The following is a 21197-nucleotide window of genomic DNA, read 5'->3' on the forward strand; positions in this document are numbered from 1 at the left end:
CTATAAGTATTAGGTATAGCGTTTATGTATATTTATACTAAATCCGGCTATCATTGGCTTTTTGTAATAACGCACCACTCTCTTTCATAAATTGTGAAGCATAATCACCGAACCAATCACTTACATTATTAAATGAGCGAATAAATTCATCTTTTGTGTTTATATCTAATAAGGCTATAGCTTCACCTAATGAATGATGATATCTACGGATCAAGTTAATGTTTTCTTGTGAAGATAAAATAATATCGGCATATAATTGTGGATCTTGAGCAAAGAGCCTACCAATCATCGCTAGCTCTAACCGATAGATGGGAGAAGATAATCTTAATAAACTGGCTAAATCGACATTCTCTTTCACCAAATGTTGCCCATATGCAAAAGTAGTAAAATGCCGCAATGCTTGGATAAAACTCATATTTTTATCGTGCTCTTGTGCAGTAATAGCCTCTACTCTTGCTCCCCACACCATAAGTTGCTCAAGCAACCACTCAAAATGTGATAAATCTCGCCCTTCACAATAAGCGATTACTTGTTTTGCTAAACTTGGCACATCTGGACCAAACATTGGATGTAGTCCTAAAACAGGACCATTATGTGCTTTTAACATCGCCTCTAAAGGCGCTTGCTTGATTGAGGCTAAATCTACCAATAAACAATTTTCTGGCAAGGGCGGTAATTGCTCAATAACATCAACCGTTAAATGGATTGGGACACTGATTATCACCATACCGGCATCCGCAAAAATAGCCGGAGATTTACTTTGCCACTCATCCGCTTCAAGACTTTCCACTTGATAGCCAGAAAGTGTAAAGAGACGAGAAAAAAGTCTCCCCATTTTTCCGTTCCCCCCCACAATGACAATTTTGCCTAATTGGGGATTAAGTGTTTTAAAGCCTTTATCATTTTCTTTGCTATAGGACTCTCTCATTACTCGACGTAAAACATCTTCAATTAAATCAGCAGAAATACCCATTTTTTCTGCTTCATTACGTCGAGAAGCAAGCATTGCGGCTTCTCTATCTGGTGCATAGATAGGTAACCCGTGGCGATTTTTAACTTCTCCCACTTCTGCTACCAATTGCATTCTTTTGGCGAGTAAAGAAAGCAATGTTTTATCCACCTGATCAATTTGCTCTCGCAAATTTTGTAATTCTTCAGCCATCTATGCTTGCCTCTTCTTATTAAAGTGTTATTGGGTTAGCTAACTTTTCTTAGTTGCGCTGCACGCTGTGCTAAAACTGGCGAAATTTGCTGATGCAGATTTCTTAACACCGATTCAGTGGTTTCCCAGCTAATACATGCATCAGTAACAGAAACACCGTACTTCATCTCACTACGAGGCTGCTCTGATGACTGATTGCCTTCATTAATATGGCTTTCTAACATGATCCCTGTTATTGATTGATTGCCTTTTTTAATTTGCTCAATCACTGAATCAACCACGACAGATTGACGACGAAAATCTTTATTTGAATTACCATGACTGCAATCAATCATCAATGATGGTGTTAATCCCGCTTTTATCATATGAGCTTCACATAACGCGACATCTTCTTCATGGTAATTAGGTTTCTTACCCCCACGCAAAATAACATGTCCATCAGGATTGCCTTGTGTTTGTAATAAACAGACTTGTCCTGATTGATTAATGCCCATAAAACGATGCGGCATAGAAGCAGCTTTCATCGCATTAATAGCCGTATCTAAATTACCATCTGTACCATTTTTAAAACCGACAGGCATTGATAAACCTGATGCCATTTCACGATGGGTCTGAGATTCGGTCGTTCTTGCCCCAATAGCTGACCAACTAAATAAATCACCTAAGTATTGAGGATTGTTAGGATCTAAGGCTTCCGTAGCTAAAGGTAAACCTAACTGAACCAACTCTGTTAATAGTTTACGGGCAATATGTAAGCCTTTTTCCATCTCAAAACTGCCATCCATAAACGGATCACTAATTAAACCTTTCCAACCAACTGTTGTACGAGGTTTTTCAAAATAGACACGCATCACAATATACAGACTATCACTTAACTCAGACGCTAAGACTTTTAGACGTTTTGCGTAATCTAACGCAACATCGACATCATGAATAGAACAAGGGCCACATACCACTAATAAACGCGGATCACGACGTTGAACAATTTCAGAAATAGTTTGACGTGATTGAGTAATGGCATGCAGATCATTACGACTCAACGGGTATTTTTGTTTTAACTCTTCCGGCGTAATTAACACCAGCTCTTCGCTGATGTTGACATTATTGAGTGCGTCTTTTTGCATGATCATAATCTTTACCTTTTTTATGTCTGTCATTGTGATTTTTGTGTGTCTAAACGATAAGATAACATGCAATGTAAAGAAATCAATCCATATTTTCAATAAAAAAGGCACAAACGTAATAATATGTTTACATTGTAGAGATACCATTAAATTTATTTTTATAAATCAGTGTATTATGAATATAAAAACAATACAAAAAAATGTGATTAAGATAAAACAAAAATAGTAGACTGTAATTTTAATTTTACACCCGCAAGAAATTGGCTTTCATCTAGCAGATGAAACGACTTTATAAGAGATGTTATTTAATGATGAGAAAAATAGGCAAGGAGGTGAGTTATTGTCGAGTGCTTATAAAAAGATAGAAGACATTAGAGGAAATAGAGCGGGTTATAGTCAAAAAAAGGCCAGCTGATGCTGGCCTTTTAACCATAACTTTCGGATGTGCGAAAGCGTATTATTTAGCGTTAAGACGCTCTTTAATACGTGCAGCCTTACCTGAACGCTCACGCAGGTAGTACAGTTTAGCTTTACGAACCGCACCACGACGTTTAACTGTGATGCTATCTACGACTGGGGAGTGAGTTTGGAATACACGCTCAACACCTTCGCCATTAGAAATTTTACGAACAGTAAATGCAGAGTGCAGACCGCGGTTACGAATAGCGATAACCACGCCCTCGAATGCCTGCAGACGTTTTTTAGAACCTTCAACGACCCATACCTTAACTTCTACATTATCGCCTGGACGAAATGAAGGTACATCTTGCTTCATTTGTTCTTGTTCGATTTGTTTAATAATATTGCTCATAATAACTCTCTTACCCTAGGTAAACTGATATTAATGACACTTTGTGTCAGACTTACTCTGCTGTTCTTTGCAAATGTTCCTGCTGGAATTCTGCTAACAGCACTCTTTGCTCGTCAGTCAGAGCTAGGCTTTCCAGAAGCTCAGGTCTTCTTAGCCAGGTCCGGCCCAGCGATTGTTTCATACGCCAGCGATTAATATGAGCGTGATTACCAGACAGTAACACTGCCGGAACCGCCATACCATCTAACACCTCTGGACGAGTATAGTGAGGATGATCCAGTAATCCTTCTGCAAAAGAGTCTTCTTTCGCCGAAGCCGCATGTCCAAGAACACCGGGAACAAAACGTGCTACTGCATCTATCATTATCATGGCAGGGAGTTCCCCACCACTTAATACGTAATCACCAACAGACCACTCTTCATCGATTTCGGTCTGAATGACACGCTCATCTATTCCTTCGTACCGACCGCAAACCAGAATTAATTTCTCATTTGTGGCCAATTCGCAAACACCTTGTTGATCGAGTTTGCGCCCTTGAGGTGATAAATAAATCACCTTTGCACCATCACCTGCCGCAGCTTTTGCTTGATGGATAGCTTCCCTTAACGGTTGTACCATCATCAACATACCAGGACCACCGCCATAGGGGCGATCATCTACTGTATGATGTCTGTCATAAGTGAAATCTCGGGGATCCCAACATTCCACATTAAGCAGACCATGCTTCACTGCCCGACCAGTCACCCCGTACTCGGTTATAGCGCGGAACATTTCAGGAAATAGGCTAATTACCCCAATCCACATTTGCACTGTCCCACTGTTGAGAACCGTTAACCGGAGAATCTAAAAACCAGGATCCCAATCAACGATAATTTTTTTCGCTGAGAGATCGACTTTCTTGATAACCTGCCCATCAAGAAACGGAACTAACCGCTCCCTGACACCGAATGCATCTTTCAGATTTGCTTTGATTACCATGACGTCATTTGAGCCCGTTTCCATCATGTCGTTAACGACACCTAAATCGTAGCCCTTGTCAGTTTCTACCTGACAACCCATCAGATCTTTCCAGTAATACTCACCGTCTAGATCAGGAAGTTGTGTAGCACTTACGACAATTTCAAAATTAGTCAAAATATTTGCAGCATCTCTGTCGTCAATACCTTTTAGCTTGACGATAATATCTTGATTGTGGTGTTTCCAAGTTTCTATCTCAATGGATTCCCATTGACCATGTCGTTGAATAAACCACGGTTGATATTCAAAAATGTTTTCGGCATGTTCGGTGGAAGAAAAAACTCTGAGCCAACCACGGATCCCGTAAGGTGAGCCCAACTTACCCATAACAATAGGTTCTACAGGCTCTTTAAAGGTTTTTTGTTCGCTCATTGTTACCACCGCGACAGATTAAGCGCTTTTCTTCGCTGATTTGATCAGGCCAGCAACACGTTCTGAAACAGTTGCGCCTTGAGCAACCCAATGTTCAACACGGTCTACGTCTAAACGTAATTCTTCTGCATTACCGGTTGCCAGTGGGTTATAAAAACCTACACGTTCAATAAAACGACCATCACGCGCATTGCGGCTATCGGTCACGACTACTTGGTAAAACGGACGCTTTTTTGCGCCGCCACGAGCTAAACGAATTGTTACCATAACATCCTCATTAGTTAACAAAACAACCAGACCCCATCGAGGAATGGCGTCCGGTTGTCATATAAAAAGCCCGAAAAGTTTACTCACTTTGGCGAAAAAAGCAATCCAAAGCGACGTTTTTTTCGGACTTTTTGCTTTTAGCGACCTGGAAAGCCTGGTGGCATCATACCTTTCATGCCACGCATCATCTTAGCCAAGCCACCCTTCTTCATCTTTTTCATCATACGTTGCATATCATCAAACTGCTTTAATAAGCGGTTGACGTCTTGCACTTGTGTTCCCGATCCCATCGCAATACGACGTTTACGAGAACCTTTGATAATTTCAGGTTTTTGACGCTCTTTTTTCGTCATTGAGCTAATAATAGCTTCCATTTTGACTAAAATTGAGTCGTCCATTTGTGATTTCACCGCATCAGGCACCTGAGACATGCCGGGCATTTTACTTAGCATACTCGCCATACCCCCCATGTTTTTCATTTGCTTTAACTGATCTAAGAAATCATTTAAATCAAAACCATCCCCTTTTTTTAGTTTAGTTGCCAGCTTTTCAGCTTGCGCTCGGTCAACTTTACTTTCGATATCTTCAATTAATGAAAGAACATCGCCCATGCCTAAAATACGTGAGGCAATACGATCGGGATGGAAAGGTTCTAATGCTTCTGTTTTTTCACCAACACCGAGGAATTTAATTGGTTTCCCTGTGATATGACGAATAGATAATGCTGCACCACCACGAGCATCACCATCAACTTTAGTTAATACCACCCCTGTTAAAGGGAGTGCTTCATTAAAGGCTTTTGCGGTGTTGGCAGCATCTTGCCCTGTCATTGCATCAACAACGAATAGGGTTTCTACTGGATTGATTGCTTTATGAAGTAGTTGGATCTCCTCCATCATGCCTTCATCAACATGTAAACGACCCGCAGTATCCACCAGCAATACATCATAAAATTGGAGCTGAGCATGTTTTAACGCATTGCTAGCAATGGTGACGGGATTTTCTTGTACCGTTGAAGGGAAAAAGTCAATACCAACCGTTTCGGCTAAGGTTTCCAGTTGTTTAATCGCTGCGGGACGATAGACGTCAGCAGAAACTACTAATACTTTCTTCTTCTTTTTCTCTTTTAAAAATTTACCAAGTTTAGCAACACTTGTCGTTTTACCCGCACCCTGTAAACCTGCCATTAATACCACGGCAGGAGGCTGAGCTGAAAGGTCAAGATCGTTATTGACCTCTCCCATCGCATTTACCAGCTCATTTTGTACAATTTTGACAAACTCCTGACCTGGGGTCAGACTTTTGTTAACTTCATGACCTACTGCACTCTCTTTGACACGTGCAATAAACTCACGAACCACGGGCAAAGCCACATCAGCTTCTAATAAAGCCATACGCACTTCGCGCAGTGTGTCTTTAATGTTTTCTTCGGTCAGTCGGCCTCTGCCGCTGATATTGCGCAATGTGCGCGATAATCTGTCACTTAAATTCTCAAACATTATCTTAGCTCAGTGTTAAAGTTGGGCTTGTCTGTCGTCTATTTCATCGATTATATCACGATGACGCGCAGATCTCTGCATAGAGATTTACGCTTAATGACTTCAATAGTTGGAGCGGAATTCACCTAGCGCTATACTAAGCAATTATGTACCCTATTATGTAAGCGAAACTATGCCCGTTATATCAATCTCTATCGTTGCTGTCTGCGCTTATTTACTCAGTCTGGTGTTTATTCTCCCCAGTTTGCTGAGAAAAGAGCAAAATGGATACCGTGGATTAGCGCTGCTTTTTGCGGTGGTCGCCCTTGTGACCCATGCTATCTCATTAAAATTTTTGATTTTCCGTCCACATAGCGGGCAAAATCTGTCACTCACCAATTTAGGGGCGGTGGTCAGTTTAATGGTCTGCGTTATCATGACCATTGTTGCTTCCCGTGGTAGAGCTTGGTTTTTGCTGCCTATTGTTTATTGCTTTTCCATAGTCAATCTCATTATTGCCGCCTTGATGCCAGGTGAGTTTGTCACCCACCTTGAAAGTAGCACATCGCTCTTTATTCATATTGGGCTTGCTTTATTAAGTTACGCCACTTTGTTAATTGCTGCTTTATATGCCTTACAACTCAGCTGGCTCGACTATCAACTAAAAAATAAGAAACTAAAATTTTCACCACAAATGCCACCATTAATGTCAATTGAACGTAAAATGTTTCATATTACCCAAGTGGGGGTAGTATTACTGACATTAACCTTGTGTACCGGCCTGTTATATATGGATAATATCTTTGGTAAAGAAAATATCCATAAATCAATATTTTCTATTATTGCGTGGTTTGTCTACATCATTTTATTATGGGGACACTTCCGTGAGGGTTGGCGTGGGAAAAAAGTGGTTATTTTTAACCTGATCGGTGCCATTATTTTGACATTAGCTTTTTTTGGTAATCGTTTATTGCAAGAGTTAATGCTTAATTAATCTTTTCATTTTAAGGTAGCAAAAGGAACTCAATTTTGGAGCATGTGTCGACAACAACGCTCATTATCATACTTATCGGTATGATCTTTGCCTCAGCCTATTTTTCAGGCACTGAAACTAGCATGATGACTATCAATCGTTATCGGCTACGCCACGCAGCCAAGCAAGGTAATCGCTCTGCCAAAAGAGTAGAAAAACTATTACAGCGTCCCGATAGATTGATTAGCTTAGTATTAATTGGTAATAACCTGATTAATATTGTCGCCTCCGCTCTCGCCACTATTGTAGGAATGCGTTTATATGGTGATGCAGGAGTAGCTATTGCAACAGGTGTATTAACCTTTGTCATTCTTATTTTTGCTGAGGTACTACCAAAATCTATCGCAGCGCTTTATCCAGAACGTTTCGCTTATCCAAGTAGCGTTCTTTTGTCACCTTTACAGAAAATCATGTTGCCCGTTGTGTGGTTTTTTAACCAAATTACCTTAGTGTTTATGCGCATTTTCGGTATTAAATCCCCCGTAATACAGGGTAATGCGGTATCAAAAGAAGAACTACGCACCATTGTGAATGAATCAAAATCGAAACTGTCACAGCGTAACCAAAATATGCTGATTTCTATTTTGGATTTAGAAAAAGTGACCATTGGCGATATTATGGTACCAAGAAATGAAATTTTTGGTATTGATGTCAATGATGAGTGGAAATCCATTGTCAGACAGTTAACTCACTCCCCTCATGGGCGTATTGTCCTTTATCGTGATACCCTCGATGATGTCATTGGTATGCTACGAGTACGCGAAGCTTACCGTCTTATGACAGAGAAGAAAGAATTTACTAAACAAATTTTGATTAAAGCGGCTGATAAAATCTATTTTATCCCAGAAAGTACACCACTTAGCTTACAACTAGTTAATTTTCAACGTAATAATGAAAAAGCCGGTATTGTCGTCGATGAATATGGTGAAATTCAAGGATTAGTCACTGTTGAAGATATCCTAGAAGAGATTGTCGGTGATTTTACTACCTCAATGTCTCCTTCTTTAGCAGAAGAAGTGATCCCACAAAAGGATGGTTCACTATTAGTGGATGGCACAACCAATATCCGAGATATCAATAAAGCCTTTGCTTGCCATTTACCAGAAAATGAAGCTCGAACAATTAATGGGGTTATTATTGAAGAGTTAGGTGATTTACCCGTAGTAGGTGCCAAAATAACGATTGATGGTTATGAATTTGAAGTGTTGGAAGTGCAAGACAATGTGATTAAGAAAGCCTTGATCCGCCATCTTACGCCCCCTCGTCACTAGCGATTATTAATAGCGGTTCAATGCAATTGGCGTTGACCGTTATGATACTCCCCATCAAATTAAAAGAGACAACAAATCAAGATCAAATAGCTTGAGTTATTGTCTCTTTATCTATAAAGCAACTGTAACTAGATTTGTAACTCTTTGAGTTTGTCTTCTGGTAGTGCTAATTCATCATTATGATTAATGCCAATAGTGTGAGATAAAATGTCTCGTGCAATATCTTGAGCTTCAGCTAACGAGTGCATTTCATAAGTCCCACATTGGTAGACATTAAGCTCAGGAATATGGTTTTGATCTTTAACCTTCAATACATCTTCCATAGCTGCCTTCCATGCATTAGCAACACGTTGCTCATCAGGCTGACCAATTAAGCTCATATAAAAGCCTGTACGACATCCCATTGGCGAAATATCGATGATCTCAACACCTTCACCATTTAAGTGATTACGCATGAAACCTGCAAATAAGTGCTCTAACGTATGAATTCCTTTCTCAGGCATGGCTTTTTTATTTGGGACAGTAAAGCGTAAGTCAAAAACGGTAATAGTATCACCAGAGGGTGTTTTCATCGTTTTAGCAACGCGTACCGCAGGTGCAGACATACGTGTATGGTCAACAGTAAAGCTATCCAATAACGGCATAAAAAACCTCCTAAGAAAATTTTTAAATATTTTTAAGAGAACATGAAACTTTCTGCGAGCGCCTCGGTCTTAGTAATGAATACGCGCAAAATGTTATCATCCCTATTTCTCTATAGAATTTATTCAGCCACACAAATTTTAGTGTGGCTTTTTTCTATCTGAGTTTTAAGAAGCCACACCATCATTATTTGGCCCAGCATGGAGCTTCAAATATTCATCGAAAGAAATGGTATCACTCTTTTCTAAGTCTGCCTGACGTTTAATAGATGAAATTCTCTCATGTTCAAAAGCATCATCTGTTAACACTTCATAAGCGGTATTGACTAATTGTTGATGATATTCTTCAGCTAAAGATAGACCATAACCGCCAATACCCTGTGCTTTAATTTTTTCTAATAATCTGCCAGAGAAGGTTAATTGCGGATTATCAAACATTTCCTCTAACTTAAGGCAAACTTCTAGATATTTAGTTCCAGAACAGCTATCTAATACCTTAGCTACGCGCTGTAAGTCAGCAAAAAGCGCTTTCCCCACTTGTGCTAATGGCTCTTTTCTTTCACCACAACCCATGCCAATAACTTGACCTGGCTTACGCCCTTCTAGAATAACGTTATTCCAATTTGCACGACAGCAGGCCAATTCTTCTGCATTCATTTCTGGTGCATCCGCTAATACACACCAAATCAAGAATAAATCTAAGAAACGAATTTGTGTTTCATCAACGCCGATAGGTGTAAATGGATTGATATCTAATGAGCGAACCTCGATATATTCGATACCACCACGTAATAATGCATCAGAAGGTGATTCATCCCCTTTGACAACGCGTTTAGGACGAATAGGCGCATATAATTCATTTTCAATTTGTAATACGTTAGTATTTAATTGAATATACTTACCGTCTTTCTTTACACCTAATTTAGCAAATTCTTCTGACGGTTTATGAATGGCCTTTTTCAAACCTTTCACATAAGTCTCTAGATGATTAAAAGTAATATCTAAATCACTCTGTGACTTATTGGTATAGCCTAAATCACTTAAGCGCAACGAAGTTGCATAAGGTAAGTATTTTGCGCCTTTAGGGGTATTTTCAAAGGGTAAATTGGTTTTTCGACCTTTTAAGAATGAACCACAAATAGCTGGCGAAGCACCAAAGAAAAAAGGAATTATCCAACCAAAACGGTAGTAATTACGGATCAAACGTAAATAACCGTCTGAAATCGCCTCTTTACCTGTTTCTTCATCGGTGATATTTGCCCACGCTTGCCAAAATTCGATAGGTAACGAAAAATTGTAATGCACACCAGAAATAGTTTGCATTAACGCACCATAACGATTTTTCAGCCCTTCACGATATAACGTCTTAAAACGCCCAACATTAGAGGTACCAAATTGCGCTAATGTTATTTTATCTTCGGCTTCAATAAAGCAAGGCATACTCATCGGCCACATACGCTCATTGGTTAAATGACGTGCCGTATAGCGATGCAAATCACTTAAAAAATGTAAGGTGTGATCAATATTATCGTCAACAGGAGTAATAAACTCTAACAGAGACTCAGCAAAATCTGTCGTGATCCATTTGTGAGTGAGTGACTTACCTAGCTCGACAGGGTGTCCTGTAGCCGCTAAATGACCATCAGGAGTAACTCTTAAGGTTTCTCGCTCTATACCACGGTGGATACCACATAAAACTTTAGGATGGGCTTCCAACCAAGAAAGCGCTTTAGATACGTCCGGGATCAAAGGTGACCTCCCGCGTTGGTTAATGTTAATAAGTAGATAACAGTTACTTTATCGCAAAGTCACCAAATTGTCGCTGATTAGATGATATCGGCGTTATTAGTTGATGCGAAACAAATCGATAATATATAAACAATGCAGGAAAGAGAAAAAGCAAAAAGCCCCGCGATAAGCGAGGCTTTAAAGATGGTGCATCCTGGAGGATTCGAACCTCCGACCGCTCGGTTCGTAGCCGAGTACTCTATCCAGCTGAGCTAAGGATGCAGTCGTACTAATTTAACTAAGATAAGCTAACTTTATAAAAAGATGGTGCATCCTGGAGGATTCGAACCTCCGACCGCTCGGTTCGTAGCCGAGTACTCTATCCAGCTGAGCTAAGGATGCGTCGTTATCTTTTTGCCTCTCACATTACATTGTGCAATGTCGAGAAATAAGTGGTGCATCCTGGAGGATTCGAACCTCCGACCGCTCGGTTCGTAGCCGAGTACTCTATCCAGCTGAGCTAAGGATGCACGTTGTTTAATTTTACTCTTTTAATGCAAATTATTCACTATTTGCACCAAAATAAAAACCCCATACATTTAATCATGGGGTTGGAATATGGTGCATCCTGGAGGATTCGAACCTCCGACCGCTCGGTTCGTAGCCGAGTACTCTATCCAGCTGAGCTAAGGATGCAAATCTAAATGGCGGTGAGAGAGGGATTCGAACCCTCGATGCAGCTTTTGACCGCATACTCCCTTAGCAGGGGAGCGCCTTCAGCCTCTCGGCCATCTCACCATATTTAGAACCACTCGAAGAAGTTCTTTGTGAACATCTCGTCTCTGTGTGGCGCACATATTACTTTCTCAGCCTGAGAAGTCAAACAATTTTTCTCAACTTTTTACGAATATAGGTTCGTTTGAACACTTCACAAACAAACTGATGCGTTTATCAGCAAGAAAGGCTAAAAAAGAACTGAATACCATGATATCGCTGATGAAAAATCATTCAAGCATTTTATCTCATCGACGAATAATTTTATTCCCCCTACTAATAATTATGAATCGAATGATAAGCAGTAAAAAGACTTTCAATTCTGTCAATCAGAATAAGCGGATAGTGTAATAATAAATACAGTTCAAAAGAGCGAGGTGAAGAACGAGAAAGAAAATGGAAAGTTTTATAGAAAAGAAAAGCGCCCAGACCCGGCAAAAGTGTGGACGCTTACGAAGAAAGGGTAACTAGCTAAAAATAAGAGATTGCTTAGTAGTTATCTGTGGGCTGAGTTTTCTCGGCCTGAATTCGTTGATAGATCTCTTCACGATGGACAGATACTTCTTTGGGGGCATTTACGCCAATACGTACCTGATTACCTTTAACCCCTAAAACGGTTACGGTTACATCATCGCCTATCATAAGCGTTTCACCAACTCGACGAGTTAGAATAAGCATTCTTTGCTCCTTGAAAATTTACAAGAGTCGGGTCTCTAGAATTTCCCGGCCATTATCCATCATACATTGTCAATTCGTATAATCATTATTTATCACATATAGCCCATACTTCATAACAAAATATAAATTTTGTGATTGATTATTTAACGGATTGTCAATATTACATAAAGCGTTACCCCTAAAAACTAGGGATAACGTTTTTTCAGGTAGCTATCGCTTAAAGATGCGATTCTACCCACTCGTCAACACTCGCTAAAGCAGCGGGTAACGCTTCAACATCTGTACCACCAGCTTGTGCCATATCAGGGCGACCACCACCTTTACCACCGATTTGCTGAGCGACAAAACTAATTAGCTCACCTGCTTTTATTTTAGCAGTCAAATCCTTAGTCACACCGACAATTAAGCTCACTTTACCATCAGAAATAGTAGAAAGTACAATTATTGCTGAACCTAATTGATTTTTTAAATCATCAACCATTGTTCTTAACATTTTTGGTTCAACATTATTCAGTTCACGAACTAAAAGTTTGATACCTTTCACATTCTTAGCTTGGCTTCCTAACGAGGAGCTTTCTTGAGCTGCTTGCTGATCTTTCAGTTGTTGAAGTTCTTTTTCTAATGAACGGTATTTTTCTTGAACCGTTTTAATTTTCTCAACTAAATTACTACCATCACTTTTAAGTGCATGAGCCACAAGAGAAATCAGATCCGATTGCTCATGAACACTTTCAATCGCTGTAGCCCCCGTAATCGCTTCAATTCGGCGAATACCAGCCGCAGTCCCTGATTCACTCATAATGCGGAATAGACCAATATCACCCGTTCTGGCTGCGTGAGTACCACCACAAAGTTCAGTTGAGAAATCACCCATGGTTAAAACACGAACACGTTCTTCATATTTCTCACCAAAGAGTGCCATCGCACCTTTTTGCTTCGCATCTTCAAGATCCATTAACTCGGTGACAACCGGCGAGTTAAGGCGGATTTGCGCGTTAACAATGTCTTCAATTTCACGTAACTGTTCTGGTTTTACTGCTTCAAAGTGAGAGAAGTCAAAACGCAGATATTTATCGTTAACTAAAGAGCCTTTCTGGGTAACATGAGTGCCTAATACTTGGCGTAATGCCGCATGCAATAAATGCGTTGCTGAGTGATTTAAGCGAATAGCATCACGACGAGCCACATCAATGACTGCATTGATCTTATGATTAACAATAAAAGATCCAGAAATGACTTTACCAATATGACCAATAGCCTTGCCATATTTTTGCGTGTCGGTAACTTCAAACTGGCTATCTTTGCCAATCAGAAGACCTTTATCACCTACTTGGCCACCAGACTCAGCATAAAAAGCCGTTTTATCTAAGAAGATAATCCCTTCTTCACCTGCTTTAAGCTCAGTGACTGTTTGACCATTATGGAAAATCGCATTAATAGTACCTTGTTGCTCATTATGGTCATAACCTGAGAAATCACTGCGACTATCGACTTTAATCAGTTCGTTATAGTCAGTACCAAAACCGCTAGATTCACGAGCACGTTTACGTTGCTCTTCCATTGCCAGTTCAAAGCCTTCTTCATCAACTTTGATATTTCTTTCACGGCAAACATCCGCAGTTAAATCTAATGGGAAACCGTATGTATCATAAAGACGGAAAGCCGTTTCACCCGCTAAAGTATCACCGGTTAATTTTTCTAGCTCTTCATCTAATAATTGTAAACCGCGCTCTAAAGTACGTGCAAACTGCTCTTCTTCCGTTTTAAGTACTTTTTCAACGATTTCTTGTTGATTCTTAAGCTCTTTACCAGCTTCAGCCATTACATCAATAAGTGGTGCAACGAGTTTATAGAAGAAAGTATCTTTCGCACCTAACATATAACCATGACGTACAGCACGACGGATAATACGACGTAGCACATAGCCACGACCTTCATTAGAAGGAATGACACCATCACAAACAAGGAAAGAACAAGAACGGATATGGTCGGCAATCACACGTAATGATTTATTTGCTAAGTCTGTCGCATTAGTCACTTCAGCAACGGATTTAATTAATGCGCGGAATAAATCAATATCATAGTTAGAATTAACATGCTGTAGTACAGCAGTAATACGCTCTAATCCCATTCCCGTATCAACAGAAGGCTTCGGCAATGGATCCATTGTACCATCTGATTTACGGTTGAACTGCATAAAGACGATATTCCAGATCTCAATATAGCGATCACCGTCTTCTTCAGGTGTCCCTGGCGGTCCCCCCCAAATATGATCACCATGATCGTAAAATATCTCAGTACATGGACCACAAGGCCCCGTATCTCCCATTTGCCAGAAGTTATCAGAAGCAAATGGTGCGCCTTTATTATCACCAATACGAATAATGCGCTCAGCTGGAACACCGACTTCTTTATTCCAGATATCATAAGCTTCATCATCAGTGGCATAAACGGTTACCCAAAGTCTCTCTTTAGGTAAGTTAAACCACTCTTTGCCAGTTAATAATTCCCAGGCAAAGTTAATGGCATCATGTTTGAAATAGTCACCAAAACTAAAGTTACCTAACATTTCAAAAAATGTATGGTGACGTGCTGTATAACCCACATTTTCTAAATCATTATGTTTACCACCCGCGCGCACACAACGTTGCGCGGTTGTCGCTCGGGAATAAGGTCGGTTGTCCAATCCAAGAAATACATCTTTAAATTGGTTCATCCCTGCGTTTGTAAACAGCAATGTTGGATCATTATTTGGAACCAAAGAACTGCTTGGTACTATTTGATGTCCTTTAGTATGAAAAAAGTCGAGAAACGCCTGACGGATCTCAGCGGTGCTTTTGCTCATAATTATCCCGAAATCAAGCTGGAAAAACAGAAATTAGAAATCTAGTTAGAGGAGGTTTAGTTTTACCTCTACTTAGCCAACGAATACATAAGTAGGGATAAGATAGAATTTCTTCGCTCAGAAGTAAAACCCCCGATAAACTTATTCGAGTTGACATTGTAAATCGTCTAGTAGTTTTCTGAAAGTAGCAACATACTTCAAGATAGGTCGTTTTAACCAAATCGAGGCGAATTTTGTAAGATATGAGAAGGTAATGACGATAATTTCATAATAAAACTATTAAATAATTTTTTCGTCATTTTTAGTTTATTATCAATAGCATTTTGCTCATTTGCTCGCAACAGCTATCCTAAATCTGTATTATCAAAAAAAGCCAATATTCCCATTACATATTTAATTTTTCTGAATAAAAGTCCCGCCAGAATCATTTAACTAAATATATTTACTGATAAATTTAAAATAATAAAGTAGCAAAAATCCATTTCTCTCGTAGTCAAAGAGATTGATTATCTATATAGATAGATGCTAACAAGTTATTTTAATGCTGTTTTTTCAAACATGTAAAAGAAATATGATGTTATAAATAACCAATAGAATACATCACCAAATCTTCACTATATAAACACTTACATAGTGTAAAACCACCCAAAGATAAAAATATTGTTATTGCTGATAAAATAGTAATAAATTGCAAAAAAAAAGAAAATTAGTGAAAAATAAACTAATTTTTCACTACCACTGAGTGGTTAATTTTTACATAAAACAAAAAGGAAGCTTTTTTAAGGCTTCCTTTGATATCTGAATAAAATTTATACAAACAAGTTATTCAATGGGATGCTGTCGTGATGATAGCCAATGATTTAAGGTCTATTTTCACACAAACAGCATGACAACCAGCTAATTACTCTTTTGTGTCGTCAGCATCACTGTCTGACTCTTCACCTGCAAAATCCGCAGCACTTGTGAATTCACCAGCATGATTTAACAACATTTCACGTAATTTAGTGTTTAACTCATTGTACATTTCAGGATGTTCTTTTAAGTAATTGGTTGCGTTAGCTTTACCTTGACCGATTTTTTCGCCATTGTAGCTATACCAAGCACCCGCTTTCTCTACTAACTTATGTTTAACACCTAAATCAATCAGTTCGCCATAGGTATTAATACCTTCACCGTACATAATTTGGAATTCAGCTTGTTTAAACGGTGCAGCCACTTTATTTTTAACAACTTTAACGCGAGTCTCACTACCAATGACTTCATCACCATTTTTGACAGAGCCAATGCGACGAATGTCTAAACGAACAGAAGCATAGAATTTAAGCGCATTACCACCGGTCGTGGTTTCTGGGTTACCAAACATAACACCGATTTTCATACGAATTTGGTTAATGAAAATCAGCAGTGTATTAGAGTTTTTAAGGTTACCCGCTAGTTTACGCATAGCTTGGCTCATCATACGTGCGGCTAAACCAACGTGTGAATCACCAATTTCACCTTCAATTTCAGCTTTTGGTGTTAATGCTGCCACGGAGTCCACGACAATAACATCGACCGCACCAGAGCGAGATAATGCATCACAAATTTCCAGTGCTTGTTCACCTGTGTCAGGTTGAGAGCAGAGTAGATTATCGATATCGACACCTAGCTTTTGAGCATAAATTGGGTCTAATGCATGTTCAGCATCAATAAATGCACAAATTTTTCCTTCACGCTGAGCAGAGGCAATAACTTGTAGAGTCAAGGTTGTTTTACCAGAAGATTCAGGGCCATAGATTTCAACAATACGGCCACGTGGCAATCCACCTGCACCTAAAGCAACGTCTAATGATAAAGATCCTGTAGAGATAGTTTCTACGTTCATGGAACGGTCTTCGCCCAGACGCATGATAGAACCTTTACCAAATTGCTTTTCAATTTGACCAAGTGCTGCGGCCAATGCTTTTTGTTTGTTTTCATCAATAGCCATGTTATCTCCCTCTGGGCAGTGAAGCATAAAGATGGGTCACTACCATTAAAACGTATATGATTTTGCTTGTTGAAACTCATTATACTGTATAATCATACAGTATCAAGTTAATTATTAATAATTTCTTTAAGAATTGATTTTAAAGAGAAAATCACAGATTGGGCTCTCACCTCCTCTCGTGATCCACTAAAAATACAGTGTTTAGCAACCACTCGAAGCCCCTCTGGGGTTTTTATTGCAAAGCCAAACCAAACTAAACCAACGGGCTTCTCTTCACTACCGCCGCCGGGACCTGCAATACCACTAACCGATACAGCATAGTCTGCATTTGCTGTTAGCAATGCCCCTTTTGCCATCTCACAGACAACTTGTTCACTCACGGCACCAAAATCAGACAATGTTTGCTCATCTACACCAATCATGTCATGTTTAGCTTGATTACTGTAAGTCACAAAACCTCGATGATAATAATCTGAGCTACCTGCTATATCAGTAATGACTTTTGCAATCCATCCTCCAGTACATGATTCTGCAGTAGTTAACGTTTTTTTTCGTTTTAGCAGTGCCTGACCGACTTCAATGCTCAGATGGGTCATTTCATCATTATTTATCATGAAGGTTGTTTCACCTCGACTCTCAATTAACGTTATTCAGCTCTCTTTCTGGTGCAATCCCACAACCATAATCCACCAATTGCTAGCGCAAAGATAGCACCAAAGCCAATACCAATTGTAATAACGGAAATACCCATACTGGTGACTAGCGAGAACAAACCTAGCATCAGTAACATTGCGGTATTCTCACCTAAATTTTGTACAGCAATGGCATTCCCCGCTCCCACACTATGCTTTCCTTTATCTTGTAGCAAAGCATTTAATGGTACAACAAAGAAGCCACCAAAAATGCCAATAACAACTAAGATAAAATAGGCTGGAATAATGGTGGTTTGTAATGAGAAGTAAACAACACCTAAGCCAATTAAAACCCCTGCAGGCATACAACGACGGACCGTTTTTAATGTGACAAACTTAGCGGCTAAACCAGCGCCAATCACAATACCAATCGCCACCATCGCATTTAATATTGTTGGTGTTGTATTATCAGTCATTCCCAAAGCTATAGGCACCCATTGCACTAATAGAAAACGCAATGTGACGCCGGCCCCCCAAAACATACTTGTTCCTACCAGAGAAAAACGGCTCTCTTTATCTCGCCATAAAGAGCCACAAGCAGCTAAGAATTGATTGAATATTTTCTTAATATTCCAGCCTCGACCTATTTGAGCAGGTGATAACTTGGGAATGCTAAAATTAACCAATACAGCTAAAGCATACATTATCGCACAGACAGCTAATGCTAAGATAATGCTCCAATCGGAAAGAAGCCCACCAATCACAGAGCCTAATAAAATTGCCGCAATAGTTGATGCTTCCATTAAGCCATTTGCTTTGACTAAACGCTCGCCATCAGTTAACTCACCTAAAATACCATATTTAGCAGGCGAATAAATGGCGGCGCCGATCCCCACTAAGGCGTAACCTAAGAATGGATCGGTTCCAATACAAATAAGAAAAGCACCGGCAAATTTTAACGCATTACCAGTAAGCATCACCCTACCTTTAGGCTGGCGATCGGCAACTTGTCCAACAAAAGGAGCTAAGAGAATATAAGCCAGCACAAACACCATTTGTAAAATAGGCTGGCTCCATTCTGGATAAAGTGCTGATTTAAATTGAGCGAGTATGGCAAATAACAAAGCATTATCCGCAAATGCAGAAAGAAACTGTGATAATAATACTGCTTTCATGCCCTTACTCAGTAATGGGGGCTGACTTATATTCTCTGACATTAATTATTTTCCTGTTCAGCGAGTTGCTTTAACGAGACAAAATCCGTTTTGCCACTTCCTAAAACAGGAATTTCTTTGAGAAAACGAATATCTTTTGGTACCGCAATTTCTGCCACACCAGTGGATTTAGCTAATGCCGATAACATACTGCGATCAAGTTGCTTATCGGTTGTAAAAAGCACTAATGACTCACCTCGACGTGGATCATTTACCGCCACCACAGCATGGTTGCCTTCTGAAGCTTTAGCCGCTAATTGCTCTACACTTTCAAGAGAAACCATTTCTCCCGCTATTTTTGCAAAACGTTTTACACGCCCTTTAATAGTGCAAAAACCTTCGCTATCAATAGCAACGATATCTCCCGTATCATACCAACCCGCTTCTTCGATGCCTTCGGCATTTATTGCTGTAGGCTGTTCTAATTTATAAGGGGACTCAACGCGCAAATAGCCAAGCATGATATTAGGGCCACGCAGTTGTAATCTTCCACCATCCGTAATACCACTTATAGGAATTAAACGCCCTTCCATGCCTGGTAATAAACGCCCCACGGTATATGGCTTAGCACTCATTGGTACATTAATGGAGACAACAGGAGCACATTCAGTGACCCCATAACCTTCTAAAATACGAATACCAAATTTATCCTGCCATAATACTCGTGTCGATTCGGACAGTTTTTCCGCCCCTGCAACCACATATCTTAGTCGAGCAAAATCATAAGGATGAGCAAATTTGCCATAATTACCTAAGAAAGTTGAAGTGCCAAACAATACTGTACAATTTTGGTCATACACTAATTCAGGTACTACACGATAATGTAGTGGGCTTGGGTAGAGGAATACTCGTGCCCCTAAGCAGATAGGAGCTAATACACTTACCGTTAAACCAAAAGCATGGAATAACGGTAATGCAGCCATAAATTTATCTCTGGGTGAAAAGTCAGCAATAGCACGAATTTGCTCTACATTCGCCAATAAACTGGAGTGGCTATGAACAACACCTTTCGGTGTGCCTTCAGATCCAGAAGTAAATAAGATAACTGCTGCGTCCGTCGATTTTTGCGCTAACATCGCTTTATGAGGAGTGAGTAAGTGCTGTGCAATCCAGCGTTTATCTTCTCTAGTAATGCTATCTTTGAGATCTTCAAGATAAACCCAGTTTGCATCCGGAGTCTGTTCTGGAATATGTAATAAATTTCCTTTCTCTAAAAATTGGCGTGAGGTAAAAATCGTTTTAATGGATGCCGCTTTCATGGCATTTTGTACACCTAAGCTACCCGCAGTATAGTTAAGCATCGCCACAACCCGTTGGCGCATCGTCGCCCCAAATAAAGCCGCAACCGTAACGGTAGTATTAGGAAGTAAAAGGCCAATTCGTTCATTAGGTTCGGTATAGCGTTCAATAATACGACTAACACCTAATATTTTTTTCAATAGGCCCTGATAACTATCCTCTTTCATATTAATATCTGAAATAAGAGGACTGAAACGACCAAACTGAGACATTCCTTGTAAAAATGCCTCATAGAGCGTGATATTAGGACGTGCTTGCATAATAGCATCCATCATAATATCACGGAGCTTTTCTCCCGATAAGCGACGGCGCTCTGCTGATTTTTCCGCTGTAGGCATAGGTAAATCAACCGCAGGTAGCACTTTTATTGTGATTTTAGGAAAGAGCTTTGCTTTTATATTTAACGTTTTACGCACTCGAGAAAAGTAGCTAAATTCAGCACCTTCTATTCTAACAGGGATAACTTTTGCCCCTGATTTAGCAGCAATAAACGCAGCACCTTCATAAATCTTCATCAAACCAATAGTTACCGTAATTCTCCCTTCAGGGAAAATAACAACAGGACGGCCTTTATCGACCTCTTTAACTAATTGGCGAACCGCCATTGGATTAGCGGGATCTAAAGGAACAATATCCGCATAACGACTGAGCCATTTGGTATGTTTGGCATTAGCCACTGAGGTGTAAACAGCAAAGACAGGGTTAATCGGTAAAAATAAACGCAATAATATACCATCAATAAACGATGTATGATTTGGCGTAATAATGCATTTTTCATATTGTGAAAACTGATTAATTAGTCCTTCAATTCTTACTCGAAATAAGAATTTAAATAGTGTTTTAAAAAACGCTATCAACATCATATCCATATCTCATTTTGC

At 39.6% G+C, this 21197-nt stretch carries 17 protein-coding genes and 5 tRNA genes; 2 read left to right on the forward strand and 20 right to left on the reverse strand.

All coding sequences use genetic code 11. From position 1 onward, the window contains the following. Nucleotides 1-37 precede the first annotated feature (37 nt). The 7 genes from tyrA to ffh form a co-directional block, all read right to left on the reverse strand. Nucleotides 38-1162, reverse strand: a complete 1125-nt coding sequence (gene tyrA / locus AACV01_RS10895) for a bifunctional chorismate mutase/prephenate dehydrogenase (RefSeq protein ID WP_094960251.1) — start codon at nt 1160-1162, stop codon at nt 38-40. 35 nt (nt 1163-1197) lie between these two features. Further along, on the reverse strand, nt 1198-2292 hold the full coding sequence (locus tag AACV01_RS10900) for a 3-deoxy-7-phosphoheptulonate synthase (protein ID WP_004247405.1): 1095 nt from the start codon (nt 2290-2292) through the stop codon (nt 1198-1200). 451 nt (nt 2293-2743) lie between these two features. Further along, on the reverse strand, nt 2744-3097 hold the full coding sequence (gene rplS / locus AACV01_RS10905; protein ID WP_004244769.1) for a 50S ribosomal protein L19: 354 nt from the start codon (nt 3095-3097) through the stop codon (nt 2744-2746). Nucleotides 3098-3149: 52 nt separating this feature from the next. Further along, the gene (gene trmD, locus AACV01_RS10910; protein ID WP_004244770.1) at nt 3150-3902 is read right to left on the reverse strand and encodes a tRNA (guanosine(37)-N1)-methyltransferase TrmD; all 753 of its coding nucleotides are present in this window, start codon (nt 3900-3902) and stop codon (nt 3150-3152) included. Between the two features lie 39 nt (nt 3903-3941). Then, nucleotides 3942-4487: a ribosome maturation factor RimM gene (rimM, locus tag AACV01_RS10915; protein ID WP_004244771.1), complete on the reverse strand. Its 546-nt coding sequence runs from the start codon at nt 4485-4487 to the stop codon at nt 3942-3944. 18 nt (nt 4488-4505) lie between these two features. Next, nucleotides 4506-4754 carry a 30S ribosomal protein S16 gene (gene rpsP / locus AACV01_RS10920; protein WP_004244772.1) on the reverse strand — a complete coding sequence of 83 codons (249 nt, stop codon included), beginning with the start codon at nt 4752-4754 and terminating at the stop codon, nt 4506-4508. A 137-nt stretch (nt 4755-4891) separates the two neighbouring features. Then, nucleotides 4892-6253: a signal recognition particle protein gene (gene ffh, locus AACV01_RS10925; RefSeq protein ID WP_017827485.1), complete on the reverse strand. Its 1362-nt coding sequence runs from the start codon at nt 6251-6253 to the stop codon at nt 4892-4894. Between the two features lie 172 nt (nt 6254-6425). Here ffh and AACV01_RS10930 point away from each other — a divergent pair, with 172 nt between their 5' ends. Then, the gene (locus tag AACV01_RS10930; protein WP_004244774.1) at nt 6426-7226 is read left to right on the forward strand and encodes a cytochrome C assembly family protein; all 801 of its coding nucleotides are present in this window, start codon (nt 6426-6428) and stop codon (nt 7224-7226) included. Between the two features lie 35 nt (nt 7227-7261). Beyond that, nucleotides 7262-8536 (forward strand): HlyC/CorC family transporter, encoded by a 1275-nt coding sequence (locus tag AACV01_RS10935; RefSeq protein ID WP_049236330.1) that lies wholly within the window; start codon nt 7262-7264, stop codon nt 8534-8536. Between the two features lie 128 nt (nt 8537-8664). Here AACV01_RS10935 and luxS read toward each other — a convergent pair whose 3' ends face one another. From luxS to aas, 13 genes are all read right to left on the reverse strand, one after another. After that, nucleotides 8665-9180 (reverse strand): S-ribosylhomocysteine lyase, encoded by a 516-nt coding sequence (gene luxS, locus AACV01_RS10940; RefSeq protein WP_004244776.1) that lies wholly within the window; start codon nt 9178-9180, stop codon nt 8665-8667. A gap of 165 nt (nt 9181-9345) precedes the next feature. After that, complete coding sequence (gene gshA / locus AACV01_RS10945) at nt 9346-10926, reverse strand: glutamate--cysteine ligase (protein ID WP_004244777.1); 1581 nt, start codon at nt 10924-10926, stop codon at nt 9346-9348. A 184-nt stretch (nt 10927-11110) separates the two neighbouring features. After that, nucleotides 11111-11187, reverse strand: a tRNA-Arg gene (locus AACV01_RS10950). 43 nt (nt 11188-11230) lie between these two features. After that, nucleotides 11231-11307 (reverse strand) — tRNA-Arg (locus AACV01_RS10955). Between the two features lie 51 nt (nt 11308-11358). Continuing rightward, a tRNA-Arg gene (locus AACV01_RS10960) sits at nt 11359-11435 on the reverse strand. A gap of 89 nt (nt 11436-11524) precedes the next feature. Next, a tRNA-Arg gene (locus tag AACV01_RS10965) sits at nt 11525-11601 on the reverse strand. A 9-nt stretch (nt 11602-11610) separates the two neighbouring features. After that, nucleotides 11611-11703, reverse strand: a tRNA-Ser gene (locus tag AACV01_RS10970). A 465-nt stretch (nt 11704-12168) separates the two neighbouring features. Next, entirely contained in the window at nt 12169-12357 is a 189-nt protein-coding gene (gene csrA, locus AACV01_RS10975; RefSeq protein WP_004244778.1) for a carbon storage regulator CsrA, read from the reverse strand. Nucleotides 12358-12574: 217 nt separating this feature from the next. After that, a complete protein-coding gene (gene alaS, locus AACV01_RS10980) occupies nt 12575-15202 on the reverse strand; it encodes an alanine--tRNA ligase (protein ID WP_004244779.1) in 2628 nt (875 codons plus the stop codon). A 901-nt stretch (nt 15203-16103) separates the two neighbouring features. Continuing rightward, nucleotides 16104-17171, reverse strand: coding sequence for a recombinase RecA (gene recA / locus AACV01_RS10985; protein ID WP_004247401.1), 1068 nt, complete (start codon nt 17169-17171; stop codon nt 16104-16106). Between the two features lie 107 nt (nt 17172-17278). Continuing rightward, on the reverse strand, nt 17279-17785 hold the full coding sequence (gene pncC, locus AACV01_RS10990) for a nicotinamide-nucleotide amidase (RefSeq protein ID WP_012367572.1): 507 nt from the start codon (nt 17783-17785) through the stop codon (nt 17279-17281). A 32-nt stretch (nt 17786-17817) separates the two neighbouring features. Beyond that, nucleotides 17818-19020: a lysophospholipid transporter LplT gene (gene lplT / locus AACV01_RS10995; protein ID WP_046335088.1), complete on the reverse strand. Its 1203-nt coding sequence runs from the start codon at nt 19018-19020 to the stop codon at nt 17818-17820. Then, the gene (gene aas / locus AACV01_RS11000) at nt 19020-21179 is read right to left on the reverse strand and encodes a bifunctional acyl-ACP--phospholipid O-acyltransferase/long-chain-fatty-acid--ACP ligase (protein ID WP_017628345.1); all 2160 of its coding nucleotides are present in this window, start codon (nt 21177-21179) and stop codon (nt 19020-19022) included. Before aas ends, lplT begins: the two co-directional genes overlap by 1 nt. Between the last annotated feature and the right edge of the window lie 18 nt (nt 21180-21197).

This window comes from Proteus sp. G2609, assembly GCF_963896135.1.
Classification (GTDB): domain Bacteria; phylum Pseudomonadota; class Gammaproteobacteria; order Enterobacterales; family Enterobacteriaceae; genus Proteus; species Proteus mirabilis.